Origin of the sequence: Microbacterium sp. NPDC055988, assembly GCF_042269505.1 — a bacterium.
Classification (GTDB): Bacteria; Actinomycetota; Actinomycetes; order Actinomycetales; family Microbacteriaceae; genus Microbacterium.
Genome location: NZ_JBHJXY010000001.1, coordinates 267,547 through 282,494 on the forward strand (window position 1 = coordinate 267,547; position 14,948 = coordinate 282,494).

15 protein-coding genes are annotated in these 14,948 nt (G+C 68.5%); 5 read left to right on the plus strand and 10 right to left on the minus strand.

Annotated elements, in window-relative coordinates; all coding sequences use genetic code 11:
- Together ACFC14_RS01430 and ACFC14_RS01435 are read right to left on the minus strand one after the other, a co-directional pair.
- Window positions 1-1,605 (minus strand): ABC transporter permease subunit, encoded by a 1,605-nt coding sequence (locus ACFC14_RS01430; protein WP_376100731.1) that lies wholly within the window; start codon window positions 1,603-1,605, stop codon window positions 1-3.
- Window positions 1,606-1,672: 67 nt separating this feature from the next.
- Window positions 1,673-2,881 carry an extracellular solute-binding protein gene (locus ACFC14_RS01435; protein WP_376100733.1) on the minus strand — a complete coding sequence of 403 codons (1,209 nt, stop codon included), beginning with the start codon at window positions 2,879-2,881 and terminating at the stop codon, window positions 1,673-1,675.
- Window positions 2,882-3,090: 209 nt separating this feature from the next.
- Between ACFC14_RS01435 and ACFC14_RS01440 the strand changes: the two genes are divergently transcribed.
- Together ACFC14_RS01440 and ACFC14_RS01445 are read left to right on the plus strand one after the other, a co-directional pair.
- On the plus strand, window positions 3,091-3,579 hold the full coding sequence (locus tag ACFC14_RS01440) for a YajQ family cyclic di-GMP-binding protein (RefSeq protein WP_017829222.1): 489 nt from the start codon (window positions 3,091-3,093) through the stop codon (window positions 3,577-3,579).
- 286 nt (window positions 3,580-3,865) lie between these two features.
- Window positions 3,866-4,498, plus strand: coding sequence for a GntR family transcriptional regulator (locus ACFC14_RS01445; RefSeq protein WP_376100735.1), 633 nt, complete (start codon window positions 3,866-3,868; stop codon window positions 4,496-4,498).
- Window positions 4,499-4,505: 7 nt separating this feature from the next.
- On the opposite strand, the gene ACFC14_RS01450 is transcribed toward ACFC14_RS01445, so the two are convergent.
- Genes ACFC14_RS01450 through ACFC14_RS01470 form a run of 5 tightly spaced genes read right to left on the minus strand, consistent with a single transcriptional unit; the run spans window position 4,506 to window position 9,390 of the window.
- A complete protein-coding gene (locus ACFC14_RS01450; protein WP_376100737.1) occupies window positions 4,506-5,513 on the minus strand; it encodes an alpha/beta hydrolase in 1,008 nt (335 codons plus the stop codon).
- A 58-nt stretch (window positions 5,514-5,571) separates the two neighbouring features.
- The gene (locus ACFC14_RS01455) at window positions 5,572-6,945 is read right to left on the minus strand and encodes an FAD-dependent oxidoreductase (protein ID WP_376100739.1); all 1,374 of its coding nucleotides are present in this window, start codon (window positions 6,943-6,945) and stop codon (window positions 5,572-5,574) included.
- 56 nt (window positions 6,946-7,001) lie between these two features.
- Window positions 7,002-8,063: a polyprenyl synthetase family protein gene (locus ACFC14_RS01460; protein WP_376100741.1), complete on the minus strand. Its 1,062-nt coding sequence runs from the start codon at window positions 8,061-8,063 to the stop codon at window positions 7,002-7,004.
- 47 nt (window positions 8,064-8,110) lie between these two features.
- Entirely contained in the window at window positions 8,111-8,830 is a 720-nt protein-coding gene (locus ACFC14_RS01465) for a class I SAM-dependent methyltransferase (RefSeq protein ID WP_376100743.1), read from the minus strand.
- Window positions 8,827-9,390 carry a hypothetical protein gene (locus tag ACFC14_RS01470; protein ID WP_376100745.1) on the minus strand — a complete coding sequence of 188 codons (564 nt, stop codon included), beginning with the start codon at window positions 9,388-9,390 and terminating at the stop codon, window positions 8,827-8,829. Before ACFC14_RS01470 ends, ACFC14_RS01465 begins: the two co-directional genes overlap by 4 nt.
- A 56-nt stretch (window positions 9,391-9,446) precedes the next feature.
- Here ACFC14_RS01470 and ACFC14_RS01475 point away from each other — a divergent pair, with 56 nt between their 5' ends.
- Window positions 9,447-10,700, plus strand: a complete 1,254-nt coding sequence (locus ACFC14_RS01475) for an isochorismate synthase MenF (protein ID WP_376100747.1) — start codon at window positions 9,447-9,449, stop codon at window positions 10,698-10,700.
- 6 nt (window positions 10,701-10,706) lie between these two features.
- Here the strand turns inward: ACFC14_RS01475 and ACFC14_RS01480 are convergent, their stop codons facing one another.
- The 3 genes from ACFC14_RS01480 to ACFC14_RS01490 are packed head-to-tail and all read right to left on the minus strand — an operon-like array spanning window position 10,707 to window position 13,580.
- Window positions 10,707-11,549, minus strand: coding sequence for a PPK2 family polyphosphate kinase (locus tag ACFC14_RS01480; RefSeq protein WP_376100749.1), 843 nt, complete (start codon window positions 11,547-11,549; stop codon window positions 10,707-10,709).
- A 16-nt stretch (window positions 11,550-11,565) separates the two neighbouring features.
- Window positions 11,566-13,215: a 2-succinyl-5-enolpyruvyl-6-hydroxy-3-cyclohexene-1-carboxylic-acid synthase gene (gene menD / locus ACFC14_RS01485; protein ID WP_376107054.1), complete on the minus strand. Its 1,650-nt coding sequence runs from the start codon at window positions 13,213-13,215 to the stop codon at window positions 11,566-11,568.
- A gap of 14 nt (window positions 13,216-13,229) precedes the next feature.
- Window positions 13,230-13,580: a PLD nuclease N-terminal domain-containing protein gene (locus ACFC14_RS01490; protein ID WP_136041333.1), complete on the minus strand. Its 351-nt coding sequence runs from the start codon at window positions 13,578-13,580 to the stop codon at window positions 13,230-13,232.
- 74 nt (window positions 13,581-13,654) lie between these two features.
- Between ACFC14_RS01490 and ACFC14_RS01495 the strand changes: the two genes are divergently transcribed.
- Window positions 13,655-14,083 carry a hypothetical protein gene (locus tag ACFC14_RS01495; protein WP_376100751.1) on the plus strand — a complete coding sequence of 143 codons (429 nt, stop codon included), beginning with the start codon at window positions 13,655-13,657 and terminating at the stop codon, window positions 14,081-14,083.
- Window positions 14,084-14,153: 70 nt separating this feature from the next.
- Window positions 14,154-14,804 carry a DsbA family protein gene (locus ACFC14_RS01500; protein ID WP_376100753.1) on the plus strand — a complete coding sequence of 217 codons (651 nt, stop codon included), beginning with the start codon at window positions 14,154-14,156 and terminating at the stop codon, window positions 14,802-14,804.
- Window positions 14,805-14,948: the final 144 nt, after the last annotated feature.

The following is a 14,948-nucleotide window of genomic DNA, read 5'->3' on the forward strand; positions in this document are numbered from 1 at the left end:
TCAGTTCAGCTCCTCGAGGGCCTTGGTCTTGCGGAAGCTGATGATCGAGATCGTCGCGACGACGATGAAGATCAGGATCGTGAATGCCGAGGCGAGTCCGTAGTCACGGGTCTGCCCGGTGAAAGCCACCTTGTAGACCATCGAGATCAGGATGTCGGTGTGTCCGACGGGGATGGACACGTCGCTGAAGCGGGGTCCGCCCTTGGTGAGCATGTAGATCAGGTTGAAGTTGTTGAAGTTGAACGCGAACGACGAGATCAGCAGCGGCGCGACGGTGACGAGCAGCAGCGGCAGTTTGATGCGTCGGAAGACCTGCCACGGATTCGCGCCGTCCATGACGGCTGCCTCGTTCACGTCTTCCGGGATGCCCTGAAGGGCGCCCATGCAGACGAGGAACATGTACGGGAAGCCGAGCCACAGGTTCACCAGCAGCACCGACACCTTGGCCAGCGTCGGATCCGTGAGCCAGGGGATGTCCGCTCCCCCGAAGATGACCTGGTTGATGAAGCCGAAGCTCTCGTTCATCATGCCGGCCCAGACGAGAGCCGACAGGAAGGCGGGGAACGCGTACGGAAGGATCAGGATGATCCGGTACCCGTTGCGGAACCGCATCCGGGTGTTGTTGAAGACCAGCGCGAGCAGGAGCCCGAGGAAGAACGTCGTGGCGACCGAGATCAACGCGAACGCGAAGGTCCACAGCGTCACGGAGATGAGCGGTCCGCGGATCGACGAGTCGGTGACCGCGCGCACGAAGTTGTCGAAGCCGACCGTCGTCTGCCAACCGGGGAGCAGCTGCTCGCCGTCGTCGGAGGTGAAGGCTCCTTCGCCTGTGTCGGAGTACACCGTGCCCGTGGCCGTGTCGGTGATGGTGTCGGCGGCCTCGTCGTAGGCGAGCGTCGAGACGTACAGGTACCCCTTCTGCCCGTCGGGCGCGCGCAGGCTGCCGTCGTTGGGGTCATCGCTGAAGGGCACCGACAGCTTCTCGAGCTCTTCGGAGAGGGTGAACACCGTGGCCAGCGGGAGCGTCGTCCAGCCCTCGACCGCGACGGCCTGCCCGCCCTCGAACTCGGCATCCACCTCTTCGAGCGGCTGCTCCGCCGTGCCGAGAAGAGCGTCCCCGGAGTCCGGATCGGTCACGAGGAGACCGTAGGTGCCGAACTGCTCGACCACGGTGACCGGATAGGTGGGCGAGTCCTCGACCCGCTCCTGCGCCGAGGCGAGAAGCGAGGAGATCGCCTGATCCTTGGTGCCGTTGTGCCCGGTGCCGTAGTTCGTGAATCCGATGTAGCCGGTGTAGAGCAGCGTGAACACCTGGAACAGGATCAGGAAGATGATCCCCGGCGTGAGGTATTTCGCGGCGATGCGCTTGCGGGAGAAGTAGATGTAGTTGACGAGGACGGCCACCGCGACGACGATGCCGAGGATCAGCCACTCCTTGTTGGCGAAGAGCACGAACGCCGCGTACAGCGCGATCGCATCGACGACCGCCAGCAGCAGGATCTTCAGCAGCATCCAGCCGATCGGGCCGGATGCCGCCTCGGCGATCTTCGCTGCCTGTCGCTGGCGTCGGGTCGGAGGAGCAGTGCGCTCGTCGATGTCTGTCATGTCGTCCTCGTCATGATCCTGCCGGGGCGGACGGAGATGTCCGCCCCGGCAGGGCCAGTGGGTGCTGTTACTTGATGGCGGCGGTCACGTCGTCGACGAGCTTCTGCCACGTCGCCGTCGGGTCTGCACCGTTGATGATCGCGGCCTCGGCGACGCCCCAGAATTCCCACACCGCACCCATGGCCGGGATGGCCGGCATCGGGACGGCGTCTTCGCCCACAGCCTGGAAGCCGGCGATGATCGGGTCGGACGCGGCGGTGTCCGCAGCGGCGGTGAGCGCGGGCAGGATGTTGCCGGCCTTGAAGAGCTCGAGCTGCACGTCTTCGGTGCCGATGTAGTTGACGAGGAAGTCGTTCGCGGCGACCTTGTTCTTCGACTCGGAGCTGACGAAGAAGCCCTTGACGCCGGCGAACGGCGAAGCGGTCTCGCCGGTCGGGCTCGGAATCGGGTCGATCGCGACGTTGATGCCGGCCTCGGTTGCGGCGCCCACGTTCCACGGACCGGTGAGCCAGAAGGCGGCGGTGCCGTCGAGGAACTGCTGCTTGGCGATCTCGCCGTCGACATCGGTGTTCAGCACGCCTGCAGCGCCCTGCACACCCAGCCAGTCGGCGAAGGCGAACCCGCCCTCGCTTCCGAGCTGCAGGTCGGCGGGGTCGTAGCTGCCGGAGTCATCCGTGCCGAAGACCGGAGCACCGAATGCCGTCTGGAACGGGTACAGGTGATACGGGTTGCCCTCGGTGCCCTGCTCGACGACGAACGTGCCCTTCGCGACCATGTCGTCGAAGCTGGTGGCCGCGGCCGGGACGAGGTCCGCGTTGCGCAGCACCGCGATGTTCTCGACCGCGTAGGGCAGCATGTACACGGTGCCCTCGTAGGTGGCGGCCTGCAGCGCGACCGGCAGGTAGTCTTCGGAGCTGTCACCGAGCTCGATCGGCGCGACGACACCGTTCGTGGAGAGCTCGCCCAGCCAGTCGTGTGCGCCCATGACGACGTCGGGGCCCTTGCCGGTCGGGACCTGCTGGATGAAGTCGTCCTTCATGTCGTCGACCGACTTGCCGACGAGGTCGACCTTGACGCCGGTCTTGTCCTCGTAGGAGTCCGCCGCGTCCTGCAGCGCATCCACGCGCTCGGCGTCGACCCAGACGACCAGCTTGCCGCCGTCCTTGGAGTCGGAGGTGTCGTCGCCGCTGGTCCCCGTGGAGCAGCCGGCAAGCGTCAGAGTCGAAACGATGGCGATCGCGCCTGCGGCGGCGATGCCCCTCTTGTTCACCTTCATTGGTGTGTGCCTCTCTCGGTGCTGGTGGCCTGCACAGACTGCAAGCGCTTACAGTATGCATCGAATCCGACGAATTTCGCAATGAAGCGAGGCGTCGATATCAAGCCGTGACCGGGAGGACTGGAGACGCACATCCTGGAAACGCTTCCACGAAGCAACCAGGCTCTCCGACAATGTGTACGCACTGAGCCCCTGAGTAGGATGAAACCATGGCAGACAGCTCATTTGACATCGTCTCGAAGGTCGACCATCAGGAGGCCGAGAACGCCCTGAACCAGGCCCGCAAGGAGATCGAGCAGCGCTACGACTTCAAGGGCACCGGCGCATCGATCGCCTGGAGCGGCGAGAGCATCCTCATCATCGCGAACACCGAGGAGCGGGCGAAGGCCGTCCTCGACGTGTTCCAGTCCAAGCTCATCAAGCGCGGCATCTCGCTGAAGAGCCTCGAGTCGGGCGACCCGTTCGCCAGCGGCAAGGAGTTCCGCATCGTCTCGACGCTCAAGGACGGCATCTCCTCGGAGAACGCGAAGAAGATCAACAAGATCATCCGCGACGAGGGGCCCAAGGGCGTCAAGAGCCAGATCCAGGGCGACGAGCTGCGCGTGCAATCCAAGAGCCGCGACGATCTGCAGTCGGTCATCGCCCTTCTGAAGGGCGCCGACCTCGATCTCGACCTGCAGTTCATCAACTACCGCTAGGCGAGTCTCCCACCTGCACGAAAGGCCCCACTCGGCGCACGACCGAGTGGGGCCTTTCGTCTGCCCACGGGCGCGACTTCGGTCTTCCAGGGCGGAGCAGTAGGATCGCATACCGGAATATGGGCCCGAGTGGCCAAGACTGGAAAGGTCGCCGACAGCCGTGTGCCCCCACACGCGACGACAGGCGTAGATCGTGTTGGAAACCGACGCGACTCATGATGTGGTGGCCCACCCGGGCCGAATCATGGGGATGCTCGGGAAATGAAGGGCAACTGGGGGCAGGTCCATGAGCATTATCGGATCGACGAGTGTCGGCGAGAGCAAGCAGCTTCTGGCTGAAGAGGTGTTCCACCACCTGGGCAGACAGATCATCGAGGGCACGCTCGAGGCCGGCGAACGCATCCGCGACGTGGACGTGGCCGAGGAGCTGCACGTGTCGCGAACTCCCGTCCGCGAAGCGCTTCAGCGTCTGGAGCGGCTGGGGATGGTGACGATGTATCCGAGCCGGTACACCGAGGTGACCGAGGTGACCTCGGAGACGATCGCGCAGTCCATCGAGTTCGCGGGGTATCAGGCGGGGATCGCCGCGCGGCTGGCCGTGCCGCGGATCAGCGATGCGCAACGCGATCACGTCGTCCGGCTCGTCGCCGGGATGCGCGAATCCCTCGAGAAAGCGGAGACGACTTCGGACGCCCGCTGGGCCGTGTTCTCGTATCTCGGGGATCGGAGCGGCAACGCGCAGCATCGCACGCTGATGGAAGACGCGAGCATGGTCCTGTTCCGCAACCTCCGCGACTGGGTCGTTCCCCGGGCTGATCGCGCCCGCATGCGCGAGGTGTACGTCGCCTTCGCAGCAGCTGTCCGCAGTGGGGACGGCGACGAAGCGGAGCGCCTCGTCCGGACGATGTACTACCTGTGACGCGAGCTCAGGTCGCCGCTCGCCAGCCCGTGACCCAGCGCTCCAGACGTCGATAGGCATCCTCGCGCGCGTCATGGCGTGAGAGGAAGACATCGTGCAGCGCACCGTCGATGCGCTCCACCGTGACGCTCGTCCCGAGACGCAGCGCCGCGCGCGCGATGTCGTCGACGACGAGCACGGAATCAGCGGCGGTGAGCTCGTCCGACCACCGCGTCGGCGGAACGAACCGCGAAGAGAGCAGCACGCACACCGGAGCCGTGATCGCCAACCCTGCCGCCACGGTCTTGTGTCCGGAGAGGATCGCGTGCAGCCAGCCCGCGTACACGGCCATGGTCTGTGCCGGGCGCCAGAGCGGATTCACCTCCATCGGATCATCGGGATCGGCGACCTCCTGCTGTGCACGGGTGTAGAAACCGAGGTCGACCTGCGGCGCCGCCTCCATCGGTCGGATCCGCGCCTGCAGCTCCACCATGGGCGCGATCGCCGCCCGAGCCGGCGCGAACTGGAACTCCAGCCAGGGGCTGTTCAGGATCACAGCGTCCGCCGCATCCGGATGCCGTGACGCCCACAGGCTCAGCGTGAGCCCGCCCGTCGAGTGGCCGAGCAGCACCAGGCGCCGAGCGGACTCGGTTCCCCCCTTGCCTCGACCCATGGCATCCAATGCCGCACCGATGTCTTCGTCGTAGGTGGCGAGGTCGGCGACGTACCCCGGCGTCTGCCCGTCGCGAAGGCTGCGGCCGTACTTGCGGAGATCGAGAGCGAAGAAGCGGGCCCCGCGCGAGGTCCAGAAACGCGCGAGCCGCTTCTGGAAGAAGTAGTCCGACCACCCGTGCACGTAGAGCACGTCGACGCCGTCGAGCAGCGGCCATCGACCGCGGATGCGCTTCCAGAGGTCCGGCTCGGCAGGAAGCGCTCGAACGAGGGTCGCCACCACCGGACCCTGCTCATCGGAACCGAGATCGAGGGTCAGCTGCTGGAACTCATCGCCGAGAACATCCGGGATCCATTCGGTCATGCCTTCCTCCCCCGTCGTCGCCAGGCTAGCCGACTCCCGAGCAGTGGAGGCGAACCGGCTACTCGCCGCGGGAGACGCGCACCATCTCGTCGCGCGGGACCACCTTGACGCGGGCGCGCTCCTCGGGCGCCCCCAGGGAGATCTCGTGCTCGTCGAGACGGTGCCATCCGTCCAGGTCGGTCCAGCGAACGCCGCGCTCCTGCAGCAGTTCGACGACGGACTCCTCGGACGGATCTTCCGGGTGCCACCAGGAGCCCTGGTCGTTGATGATGTGCCGCACGGTCTCCATCGCGTCGGACTTGGTGTGCCCGATCAGACCCACCGGGCCGCGCTTGATCCACCCGGTCGCGTAGATGCCGGGAACGCGCTCGTTCGAGTCCTTCGCGAGCACCTGGCCCTCGCGGTTCGGGATCACACCGTGCTTCTTGTCGAAGGGCACCCCGGGCAACGGCGAGCCGAAGTACCCGATCGCGCGGTAGAGCGCCTGGATCGGCACCTCGCGCAGCTCACCGGTTCCCACAGCACCGCCCTGCCCGTCGGGCTGCGTGCGCTCGTAGACCAGTGCCGCGACGCGGCCGTTCTCGTCCTTGCGCACCTCGACCGGCCGCGCCCAGAAGTGCAGATGCAGACGACGCGAAGCCGCGCCCCCGGCGTTGTTCACGGAATCGCGCTTGCGCCACGACTGCAGGATGCGGTCGATGACCATGACCTGCTTGTTGCTGGCGACGGCATCCTTCGAGGCCTCGTCGTAGTCGAAGTCCTCGTCGTAGACGACCATGTCGACATCGCGCAGCTCACCGAGCTCGCGGAGCTCCAGCGGCGTGAACTTGACCTGCGCCGGGCCACGGCGACCGAAGACATGCACGTCGGTGATCTCGCTGGCCTTGAGTCCCTCGTAGACGTTGGCCGGCACCTCGGTGACGAGCAGGTCCTCGGCGTGCTTGGCGAGCATGCGCGCGACGTCGAGTGCCACGTTGCCGTTGCCGAGCACTCCGACGGATGCGGCATCCAGCGGCCACTCGCGCGGCACGTCGGGGTGTCCGTCGAACCAGCTGACGTAGTCGGCGGCGCCGTAGGAGGCGACGGCATCGATGCCGGGGATCTCCATCGACGTGTCGCGGATCGCTCCCGTCGCGAAGATGACGGCGTTGTAGTGCTTCTTCAGGTCGTCGAGGGTGAGGTCCTCACCGAAGCGCACGTTGCCGAACAGGCGGATGTCCCCACGGTCGAGCACGTCTCGCAGCGCGTTGACGATGCCCTTGATGCGGGGGTGATCGGGGGCGACTCCGTAGCGGACGAGTCCGTACGGAGCAGGGAGCTGCTCGAAGAGGTCGATCGAGACGTCGAACTTGCGCTCGGCCTTCAGCAGGATGTCCGCAGCATAGATGCCGGCGGGGCCCGCACCGACGATGGCCAGTCTGAGCTTGGTCATGGGAGGTCCTTTCATATGCCGACGCAACCGGCGCGCGACCCGAAGGCCGCGAGCAGTCAGCTGGAGCGTTCGGCGAGGGTCTCTGCGAATCGGGTCAGTGCCTCGCGCACGGTGCCACGCGGCAGCGGTGCGAGCGCATCGACGGCATCCCGCGTCCACGCGTGCGCGAGCTCGAGGGTCTTCTGCGTCACCAGGTGATCGCGCAGCTCGTCGAGGGGGCCGTCGAGGATCGACGGGTCTGCGCCATCGGCGATGAGTGCCACCCCGTCGTCGATGCGCGCAGCGAGGTGGACGGCGGCGTCATCGGACTCGGCCTTCAGCAGCAGGTACGGCATGGTCGGCACGCCCGCCCGCAGATCCGTGCCGGGCACCTTCCCGGTCTCTTCGGGCTTGGCCGACAGGTCGATCACATCGTCGAGCAGCTGGAACGCGACGCCGATCTTCTCGCCGTACACGCGCAGCGGCTCCTCGTACTCGCTCGGCGCGTTGGAGAAGATCACACCGCCCTGCGTGGCGGCGGCGATGAGCGAGCCGGTCTTGTCGGCGAGCACCTGGATGTAGAACGCGATCGGGTCGTCATCCTGCTGCGGACCGAGGGTCTCGTGCATCTGACCGAGGACCAGGCGCTCGAACGTGTCGGCCTGGAGCCGGATCGCGCGTTCACCGAGCCGGGACATCAGCTGGCTGGCGCGGGAGAAGAGGATGTCGCCCGTGAGGATGGCGATGTTGTTGCCCCACACCGCATGTGCCGCCGGCACGCCGCGACGGCGGTCGGCGCCGTCCATGACGTCGTCGTGATAGAGCGAGCCCAGGTGCGTGATCTCCAGCGCCTTGGCGACATCGATCACCTCGGAGGTGTTGCCGTCGCCGAGCTGAGCGGCGAGGAGCGTGAGCACGGGGCGGATGCGCTTGCCACCAGCCTCGTACAGGTAGCGGCTGGCGGCGTCGGCGAGCGGGTCGGCGACGCGGACGTCTTCCGCGAGGCCGGTCTCGACGAGCTCGAGGCCGTCTTCGATCGCGCGGGCGACCTTGCGTGCGGCAGGGCCGATGAAGACGCGGTCGCTGAACCCCAGACGGCTCGCCAGCCGCGAACCCGGGGCGATGGGGCTCGAAGTCACGGTCCCAGCCTACCTGCGCCGGGATGCCGCAGTTGCGTGCGAGGCGCTCACGCGGGCTTGCGCGCTCGGTGCAGTGCCACGATGCCGAACGTGAGGTTGCGGTAGGCCACATCGCTCCAGCCCGCCTCGCGGATCCAGGCCGACAGCTTCTTCTGGTCGGGCCACTCGCGGATCGACTCGTTCAGATAGTCGTACGCGTCGCCGTTGGTGCCCGCCACCCGGGCGACCCTGGGCAGCACCTGCGCGTTGTAGAAGCGGTACGCACCGCGGAACAGCTTGCCCGGGGGTGTGGAGAACTCGTTGATCACGAGCCGGCCACCGGGTTTGGTCACCCGGTACAACTCGCTCAGTGCCTTCTTCGGGTCGTTGACGTTGCGCAGCGCATACGACATCGTGACCGCGTCGAACTCGGCATCCGCGAACGGCAGCGCCGTGGCATCCGCCTGCACGAAGGACAGGTTGCGCATCGCTCCGTGGCGACGCTCCCCCTCGGCCAGCATCCCGGGTGAGAAGTCGGCCGCGACCACCTCGGCACCGCTCCGCGCGAGAGATGCCGACGACGACGCGGTGCCGGCGCCGAGGTCGAGGATCCGCTCCCCCGGCTTCGGGGCGACCGCACGGGTGGTCGCCGCGCGCCACAGCACGTCGTTGCCGAAGGTCATGGCCGTGTTGGTCCGGTCGTACCCGGCGGCGACCTGGTCGAACATGCCGCTGACGCGGTCGGGGTCCTTGCCGAGATCGGCGCGGTTCTTCTCGTTCGAAGTCACGCGTTCAGTCTAGGCGCGAGGCCCAGGGCTTCGAGGCGGTCGAGCCACGGATCGGCCGTGGCATCGTCGAACGGTGCGACCTGCGCGCGGACCCGCTCCTCGAGGTCGAGCGCGAGCGTCTCGAGGTGCTCCATGACGTCGGCGGGATAGCCGTAGCGGGCGCTGTGCTCCGCCCACTCATCGCGGTCGTCGACCCAGGTGCCGCGGGTGCCGGACACGCGCACGACATCGAGATCCATGTCGATGCCGGTCGCGAGGAGCGGGTCGTCGGACCAGTGGATGTCCCAACCGAGGTCGATGTAGATGCGCATGCCGCGGCGGTGGCGACGGTTCACCGTCACGGCGTGATCGCCGCTCGCCGGAACGAGTGTGACGTTGGGACCTCCCGCGCGGAACTCGGCGCCCGGTCGGAAGCTGTGCCAGCCCACCGGCTGCCCGATCCAGTCGCCCCACTCATCGGCGCCGAGATACACGCACTCGTGCCGCCAGTGCGGCGACCCATCCCACTTGCGCCACTGGAAGACCATCTCGGTGCCGGGTGCGGGGCGTGCGTCGCTCATCCGTTCACCCTACGACCGCGCGGATCCGTGGCTCCTGTGCGGCATAGGCTGGATGCGTGCACACCACCCACCTGGTCGTGGAGACCCGAGAGATCGATCCGGTCGAAGACCTCCTCGCCTACGCGGATCCCGCCCGACCGCTCGCCTGGCTGCGCCGCGGAGACGGCATCGTCGCTGTGGGGGAACCGCTGGCCGAGATCCGCCCTCCTGCAGGCGCCGGAGAGTCACGCACCGCCGTGCTCGCGGCCCTGTGGCGCGAGATGACCGCCCAGGCCGAGATCGCCGACCCCGTGGGCCTGCCCGGCAGCGGGCTGGTGGCGTTCGGCGCGTTCACGTTCGACGAGGAATCGGCAGCGGACAGTGTGCTCGTCGTGCCGAGTCAGGTACTCGGGCGTCACGGCGATCACTTCTGGGAGACTCGCATCCGGCTCGCCGGATCGCCCGCCGCCGACGAGGCGTTCGCCACGCAGCCGTACGGCCCGCACTGGGCCGGCACGGTGGGACCGGGAGCCCAGAGCCCGCAGGGGTACCAGGACTCGGTGCGCCGAGCGCTCGGCCGCATCGCCGACGGGGAGCTGAGCAAGGTCGTGCTCGCCCGGGACCTCACTGGCAGCATCCCGGCAGGGTCGGACCTGCGCCGACTCGTGCGCGCCCTGTCGACCGGTTACCCCGACACCTGGGCCTTCGCGGTGGACGGGCTGATCGGCGCGAGCCCGGAGACCCTCGTCACGGTGCACGACGGGACCGTGACCGCTCGTGTGCTCGCCGGCACCATCGGCCGCGGGGCGGACACGGATGCCGACACCGCGGCATCCTCCCACCTCGCCTCGAGCACGAAGGATCTCGACGAGCACCAGTACGCCGTGCAGAGCGTGCTCGCCGCCCTGCGCTCCCACACCCGGGCACTGGCCGCCAGCGAGCAGCCGTTCCTGCTGAAGCTGCCGAACCTCTTCCACCTCGCGACCGACGTCGAGGGCGAGCTCGCAGACGGCGAGTCGGCGCTCGACCTGGTGCAGGTGCTGCATCCGACGGCCGCCGTCGCCGGCACCCCGACCCCCGCGGCCATCGCCGCCATCCGGGACCTCGAGCCCTTCGACCGCGGACGCTACGCCGGCCCGGTCGGCTGGGTGGACGCCGCGGGCAACGGCGAGTGGGCGATCGCGCTGCGCTGCGCCCAGTTCACGGCGGGCTCGGGCGAGATCGGGGTGACCGCATACGCCGGCGCCGGGATCGTCGCGGGTTCCGACCCCGAGAGCGAACTGCTCGAGACGCGGGTGAAGTTCCGGCCGCTGGTCGACGCGCTGGCCTGAGCCGGCTCAGCTCGCGGCGAGACGCTTCTTCTCGGCCTCGACGTCGAAGTCGGCGACCGGCCATTGCGGGTCGATGTCCTCCAGGGCCGCGAGCAGCAGCTCCTGCACCGCGAGGCGGGCGTACCACTTGGCGTTCGCCGGGATCACGTGCCACGGAGCCGCGTCAGTGGAGGTGCGGTCGAAGACGGTCTGATACGCCTGCATGTACTGCGGCCACAGCATCCGCTCGTCGACATCGCCGGGGTTGTACTTCCAGTGCTTGTCGGGGCGTTCGAGCCGCTCCATGAGCCGATCCTTCTGCTCCTCCGGCGAGATGTGCAGCATGACTTTGATGATGCGGGTGCCGGATGCCGCGACACGGGCCTCGAACTCGTTGATGGCGTCGTAGCGGCGCTCGATCTCCGGGGCGTCCGCCAGCTCGCGGACCTTCCCGATCAGGACGTCTTCGTAGTGGGAGCGGTCGAAGACGCCGATGAATCCCGGCTCCGGCAGACGCTTCTCGACGCGCCAGAGGAAGTCGTGGCTGCGCTCCTCGGGCGTCGGCGCCTTGAACGCGGCGAGCGCGACGCCCTGCGGATCGACACCGCCGACGACATGCCGCACGATTCCGCCCTTGCCGGCCGAGTCCATCGCCTGCAGGACCAGCAGCACGGCATCGTTCGCCTCACCGACCCGGCTCTCGGCGAACAGTCGCTCCTGCAGGTCGTTCAGCTTCTCGAGCCCTGCCGCGAGGTCGCGTGCACCGTGCGACTTGCCGCCGACGTATCCGGGCTTGGTGTCGGGGTCGAGGTCGGCGAGGCGGAATCCCTCGCCCACTCGCAGCGTCTGCGTCCAGGTGTGCGCGTCCATACGCACATACTGCCAGTCAACGCGGCAGCGGGACCTCGATGATCTGACGGCCACCGCGCGGGGATGTCAGCGCCTGGTCGAGCGCGGTGCGGGTCGTGACCCTCTGGTACTCCCACCCGTAGGCCAGGGCGAGCTGCTCCAGGCGCACGATGTGCGGCGTGTAGAACGCCCGATCGAGGTCGGCAGGACGCGCGGACCCTGCGACCTCCAGGGAATCGAAGATGGTGCCACCGCCGTCGTTGCCGACGATGACCTGGAGCCGGGGCTCGGTCTCATCCGGGGGCAGCAGCAGCGCACCGACGTCGTGCAGGAAGGCGAGGTCGCCCAGCAGCACCCTCGTCACCCCGGGGGCTCCGGCCGCCTGGCTGGCGAGCGCGATGCCGGTCGCCGTCGCGATCGTGCCGTCGATCCCGGCGAGCCCGCGGTTGGCGTGCACGGGCACCTTCTTGCCGCCGAGCACCTGGTCGGCCACGCGCACCAGCCGCGACGAACCGAACACGAGCCGGTCGTGGGGCCAGGTCGCCCGCCACACGGCATCGACCAGGAGCGCGCGGTCGAGCGGACGACGGACGGCATCGAGCTCGGCTCTGACGGCTTCTCTGCGGGCGGCGAAGTCCGTGGAGGCCAGACCGTCGGGGTCGGGCGCGTTCTCGCTCAGGTCGACGACCTCGGCGGCCGAGGCTTGAAGCCATCCACCGAGCCAGGCACGATCGGCGGGTCCGGGCGCGACGGACACGGCGCTGACGGCACGGGTGCGGTGGTTGAGGTTCAGCTCCTCCCCTCCGCGGCGCACCGCGATCACGTCGACATCTGCTCGCGAGAGGAGGGCTGCTGTCTCACGACTGAGCGTCGGATGCCCGAGCACGACGACGCGCTCGATCCGACCGCCGAGGTCTTCGCGCGACAGCAGACGGCGGTACCCGTGCACGAGCTGTCGCCCGAACCGCGCGCCGCTGACGATCTCGGCGATCAACGGCCAGCCGCCCGCATAGGCGATCTCCTCGGCGCCGGCGCCCGCGTCGGCGCCGGCGATCACGACCGTCCGCGGACCACGCTCGAGTTCGAACGACTCCGCCGCGGGCTGAGCCGGCACCTCGCCGGGAGTGACGGCGACCGCGGAGAGGGCGCCCGAGAGCGGCTCCCTGGCGGGGAGGTTCAAGTGCACGGGTCCTGCGACACCGGGCAAAGCACCGTCGACCTCGCGCACACCCATCGCGGCCGTCACGGCGCGCTCGGCGAGTCCTTCCCAGTCGTCCTCTCCCGGCACGGGGGCATCGACCTGATCTCGCACCCAGGGGTGGAAGAGTCCCTCCTGGAGCGTCGCCTGATTCGCGCCGACGCCGCGCAGCTCGGGTGGGCGATCGGCGGTCAGCAGCAGCAGCGGCACACCGGAGTGAAACGCCTCCAGCACAGCGGGAAGGAGGTTGGCGACGGCCGTGCCCGAGGTGCAGATCACCGCGGAGGGCACACCCGCCTCCCGGGCGATCCCGAGTGCGGTGAAACCGGCGACCCGTTCATCGATGCGCACGTGCAACCGTACGTGCCCGTCGTCGGCGAAGCGCGCGGCAGCGAGCGCGAGCGCCTGCGATCGCGACCCCGGGGACAGCACGATGTCGCGCACACCGTGCGCGACCAGGTCGGCGAGCAGGGACGCCGCGGCATCCATCGCCGGCGACGACGTCACGGGCGCGGGTCCGAGGCGGGAGGCTCGTCGGTCTCCTCGTCCAGACGGGCCAGCTCCTCTTCGAGGCGGCGGATGCGCGCATCCTGCTCGGTCTTGCTGATGCTGCGCAGGAACGCCGGGTCGTCATCCGGCGCGATGACGGGGCGCACCCCGCTGTCGTTCGCACGGCGCCGACCGATCACGAACCAGAGGATTCCACCGATCACGGGGAGGAGCACCACGATCGCGATCCAGGCGGCCTTGGACACACCACGGTGCCGCGTCGCCGGCTGCACTGCGCAATCGACGATGCTGTACACCCAGAACACGGCGGCGAGGAAGCCGCCGACGATCAGTAGTCTCGCCACCCCTCCAGTGTAGGCGGGTCAGCGACGCACGGGCCCCGGAGAGGCAGAGGCGCCGTTGCTAGACTGCGCGGGAAATGCTGCCCTCATCGCCGGATCCGCTGCCGCGAGCGCGGGCTGATCGGATGCTGGTCGCCCGGGCGATCACCGCCGTCGGCCTCGCGCTCCTGCTCGTCATCGGCGCCTGGTCCAGCTCGCACGGGCCGGCCGATGTGCACGCCACGCTCTGCCTCGCGTCCGGCGTCTCGGCCTCGACCGACACCGCAGCCGCCGAGAGTGGCGCCGACAGCGCGACCGCCATCGACGTGCTCTCCTCCGACATCGGCGTGTGCGTGCTCGCCGTGCTGTGCGGTGTCGCGCTGGTGCTGCTGTTCCTTCGGCATCGGGGCCAGGGCTCCCGGCCCCTCGTCACCCGCGCTCCCCGCCGGACGTCGCCGAGCCGAGCCGGCCCGCGCATCGTCGTCCCCGCTCTCTCCCTCACACAGCTCTCGATCTCCCGCACCTGATCCACGACGCGTGCATCGAACCGCCTCGCGCGGCACCCTTCCCCGTCGTACCCCTGTGTCTGGAGACCCCATGAAGAACTCTGTCAAAGCAACCCTGATCGTCATCGCCGTCGCCATCGTGCTGCTGATCGTCGGCATCGTGTTCGCCCTCAACCAGCAGGCGGCCACCGCGCCACCCGAAGGCGAGGAGCGGCCGACCGTCCGCACCGATTCGCACGTGCTCGACGACGGCGGCGAGGGCGCCGTCACCGTGGTCGAGTTCCTCGACTTCGAGTGCGAGGCGTGCGGGGCGTTCTACCCGATCGTCGAGGAGCTGCGCGGGAAGTTCGACGGCGAGATCACCTACGTCGTCCGCTACTTCCCGCTGCCGGGGCACATCAACTCCACGCAGGCCGCCCTCGCCGCCGAGGCCGCGGCGCAGCAGGACCGATTCGAGGACATGTATCACCGGCTGTTCGAGACCCAGGGGCAGTGGGGTGGACAGCCGGAAGAGACCCCCGAGGTGTTCCGCGGCTTCGCCGAGGACCTCGGCCTCGACATGGACGCGTACGACGCCGCGATCGCCGATCCCGCCACCGCGGAACGCGTGCAGGCCGACAAGAGCGACGGCGAGAAGCTCGAGGTGAGCAGCACCCCGTCGTTCTTCGTCGACGGCCGGAAGGTCGAGCTGCAGGAGTGGGACGACCTCGAGCAGGCGATCGATAAGGCCGTCAACGGCTGAGTCCGCGCGCCTCTGACACTGTCGAAACCCCGGCCTGACGCCGAGACCCCGCCGTGCGCACCGCAACACGAGGGGGTCTCGGCGAGAAGCCGGGGTCTCGGCTGCGCGCCCGATACGCTGAGACCAAAATCAGGGAGAGGGCCC

What these genes read in the sequence shown, in the direction of transcription:
- ACFC14_RS01480 (WP_376100749.1), bottom strand. Translation starts at nt 11,549, where the DNA reads ATGGACGCGCACACCTGGACGCAGACGCTGCGAGTGGGCGAGGGATTC.
- ACFC14_RS01430 (WP_376100731.1), bottom strand. Translation starts at nt 1,605, where the DNA reads ATGACAGACATCGACGAGCGCACTGCTCCTCCGACCCGACGCCAGCGA.
- ACFC14_RS01500 (WP_376100753.1), top strand. Translation starts at nt 14,154, where the DNA reads ATGAAGAACTCTGTCAAAGCAACCCTGATCGTCATCGCCGTCGCCATC.
- menD (WP_376107054.1), bottom strand. Translation starts at nt 13,215, where the DNA reads ATGGATGCCGCGGCGTCCCTGCTCGCCGACCTGGTCGCGCACGGTGTG.
- ACFC14_RS01455 (WP_376100739.1), bottom strand. Translation starts at nt 6,945, where the DNA reads ATGACCAAGCTCAGACTGGCCATCGTCGGTGCGGGCCCCGCCGGCATC.
- ACFC14_RS01435 (WP_376100733.1), bottom strand. Translation starts at nt 2,881, where the DNA reads ATGAAGGTGAACAAGAGGGGCATCGCCGCCGCAGGCGCGATCGCCATC.
- ACFC14_RS01440 (WP_017829222.1), top strand. Translation starts at nt 3,091, where the DNA reads ATGGCAGACAGCTCATTTGACATCGTCTCGAAGGTCGACCATCAGGAG.
- ACFC14_RS01470 (WP_376100745.1), bottom strand. Translation starts at nt 9,390, where the DNA reads ATGAGCGACGCACGCCCCGCACCCGGCACCGAGATGGTCTTCCAGTGG.
- ACFC14_RS01450 (WP_376100737.1), bottom strand. Translation starts at nt 5,513, where the DNA reads ATGACCGAATGGATCCCGGATGTTCTCGGCGATGAGTTCCAGCAGCTG.
- ACFC14_RS01495 (WP_376100751.1), top strand. Translation starts at nt 13,655, where the DNA reads ATGCTGCCCTCATCGCCGGATCCGCTGCCGCGAGCGCGGGCTGATCGG.
- ACFC14_RS01445 (WP_376100735.1), top strand. Translation starts at nt 3,866, where the DNA reads ATGAGCATTATCGGATCGACGAGTGTCGGCGAGAGCAAGCAGCTTCTG.